Below are 2,493 nucleotides of genomic sequence, written 5' to 3'. Positions count from 1 at the left end.
CGTAAGCGGCGTCTGAAGGGCATCGGGTTTCAGCTTGACGGCTGGAAATTCCAGGGAAGCAGTTCGTCGATGCGGTTTTGGGGGTGGCCGACGGCGATCGCTTCGAGGGTGGATTTCAGATAGGCGAAGGGTTCGACGCCGTTGATCTTTGCCGTCTCGATCAGCGATGCGATGCGGCCCCATGCGCGGCCACCCTCGTCGTGGCCGGCGAACAACGCGTTTTTTCTGTTCAGAGCAATCGGCCTGACCAAATTCTCGACTTTATTGGAGTCGATCTCGACGCGGCCGTCGGTCAGGAAGGTCTGCAATCCGTCCCAGTGGCGGTGGATGTAGGCGAGCTTCTCGCCGAGGCGCGACTTGGCCGAGATGCGCAGGCGCTGCGCTTGCAGCCAGGTGCCGAAGGTTTCGACCAGAGGTGCGGATCGTGCCTGGCGGGCCGAGAGGCGTTGGCCGGGGGACGTGCCGCGGATGTCTTTCTCGACGGCATAGATTTCGGCGATCCGGCGCAGGCCCTCGGCGGCGATCTCGGAACCGTCGCGATCGAAGATTTCCTTGAGCTTCCGGCGCGCGTGCGCCCAGCAATGCGCGACAATGATCGGATCGCCGCCCTTGCGGTCTGGGCGCGTCAGCCGGTTGTAGCCCTGGTAGCCGTCGAGTTGCAGCGTGCCGTTGAACCCGGTCAGGAACGTCTCGGCGTTTTCGCCGCGACGATCGGGAGCGTAGAAGTAGACGACCCCGGGCGGGTCATCGCCGCCCCATGATCGATCATCGCGGGCAAGCGCCCAGAGAAAGCCGGTTTTCGTCCGCCCACGGCCCGGGTCCAGCACGGGCGCCGTGGTTTCATCCATGAACAGCTTCGTGGACGTCTTCAGGTGCTCAGCCAGCCGATGCACGACGGGCCCAAGGTGGAAAGCCGCCACGCCGACCCAGTCGGCCAGGGTCGAGCGGTGAATGTTGATGCCCGAACGGGACAGGATCTGTGACTGCCGATACAACGGGGCGTGGTCCGCATACTTGCTCACCAGCACATGCGCGATGGCGCCTTCCGTTGGCAGCCCACCCTCTACCAGCCATGCGGGCGTCGCAGCTTGCGTGACCCCATCCGTGCAGGTGCGGCAGGCGTATTTGGGACGGATGGTGACGATCACCCGGCACTGCGCCGGGACGATGTCGAGCCGCTCGTTGCGGTCCTCGCCGATCCTGTGCATCTGCCCGCAGCCGCATGGGCAGTCGAAGCTGTCAGGCTCGATCACCCGCTCGATGCGCGGCAAACCGGCGGGCAGGTTGCCGCGATTGCGTTTGGCGATCCGTTGGCGCCTGGGCGTGTCATCCCCTGGCGCCTGCACCTGCTTTTGTTCGCGGGCCTCGGTGACGGCAACCTCAAGGTCCTCGAAGGCCAGCTGGCGATCATCTTCACTGAGCTTCTCGGACTTCTTGCCGTGGACCACGTGGTTCAGCTCGGCCACCAGATGCTCAAGACGCTTGACGATATCCTCCAGCTCGGCTGCCCGCACGGCGGTGGCCTGCAAGGCCTCGAAAGCCACGCGGTATTCCGGTGGCAAGACGGACAGATCGAGATCTTTGGCAGCGGCGGTCATGGCCAGGTTTATAGCCCAGGATCAAAGCGATGACCCCTGCATTCGACACCCTGATTCATTCTGCCGCAGCCGGCGGCCGCGCTTCCAAAGCTTTGACCTTGCGCCAGTCCAGCCCGGAAAACAGCGCCTCGAATTGTGCGTGGTTCAGCGCCATCATCCCGTCCTTGATCGCGGGCCAGGTGAAGGTCGTGTCCTCGAGGCGCTTGTAGGCCATCACGAGACCTGACCCGTCCCAGTAGAGCAGCTTCAATCTATCCAAGCGCTTCGCGCGGAACACGAACACCGTCCCGGTGAACGGATCTTTGCGGAGCACGCTTTGTACCATGGCTGTCAGTCCATCGTGACCTTTGCGGAAATCAACCGGCGTGGTCGCCACCAATATGCGCACCCGGTTCGATGGAAAGATCATGCGCCACCCCCGAGCGCGCGCACGATGTCCCCAATCCGGGCTGCAGGCGTGGCACCATCCAGCCGGACAGAAACCGACCCGGCTACGATCTCGATTGCCGAGCTCGCCGCCCCCGTATCTTCGGCCGGTGGCGGGCTTTCGACATCGAACAGCACCAACGGGGCGAAGTCCGCGTCATCCTCCGCTGCGGGCAAAACAAGTTCACCATCCTTGGCCATCCGCCGCCAACCCGACAGGTGGTTCGGCCGCAGGTCATACTTGCGCGCAACGTCATTCACCGTTGCCCCAGGCACCAGCGTTTCCGCCACGATCCGCGCCTTCACACGATCCGGCCACCGACGCTGCCCGCTTTGTGAGACCTCAACGCCCAAACGCGTGAGAAACTCGTTCATAGTCTCCATGGAGAAACTCACCTCCTGTTTTCCAACAGGGCGTGAGTCTCAAATCCCGGGCCTCAGCAGAAGGTGCCCGCCAGACGCCGCTTAC

3 protein-coding genes are annotated in these 2,493 nt (G+C 63.5%); all 3 read right to left on the bottom strand.

Annotation, left to right across the window (positions count from 1 at the left end; genetic code table 11):
• Positions 1–29: 29 nt before the first annotated feature.
• Genes tnpC through tnpA form a run of 3 tightly spaced genes read right to left on the bottom strand, consistent with a single transcriptional unit; the run spans position 30 to position 2,399 of the window.
• Complete coding sequence (gene tnpC / locus ACROSR_RS20475; RefSeq protein ID WP_432687723.1) at positions 30–1,598, bottom strand: IS66 family transposase; 1,569 nt, start codon at positions 1,596–1,598, stop codon at positions 30–32.
• Positions 1,599–1,653: 55 nt separating this feature from the next.
• Positions 1,654–2,007: an IS66 family insertion sequence element accessory protein TnpB gene (gene tnpB, locus ACROSR_RS20470; RefSeq protein WP_432687722.1), complete on the bottom strand. Its 354-nt coding sequence runs from the start codon at positions 2,005–2,007 to the stop codon at positions 1,654–1,656.
• Positions 2,004–2,399, bottom strand: a complete 396-nt coding sequence (gene tnpA / locus ACROSR_RS20465; RefSeq protein WP_432687721.1) for an IS66-like element accessory protein TnpA — start codon at positions 2,397–2,399, stop codon at positions 2,004–2,006. Before tnpA ends, tnpB begins: the two co-directional genes overlap by 4 nt.
• Between the last annotated feature and the right edge of the window lie 94 nt (positions 2,400–2,493).

Source organism: Roseovarius tibetensis (assembly GCF_050896375.1).
GTDB lineage: Bacteria > Pseudomonadota > Alphaproteobacteria > Rhodobacterales > Rhodobacteraceae > Roseovarius > Roseovarius tibetensis.
Note: the sequence above shows the minus strand (reverse complement) of the source record. Positions and strands in the feature narration are given on the sequence as shown.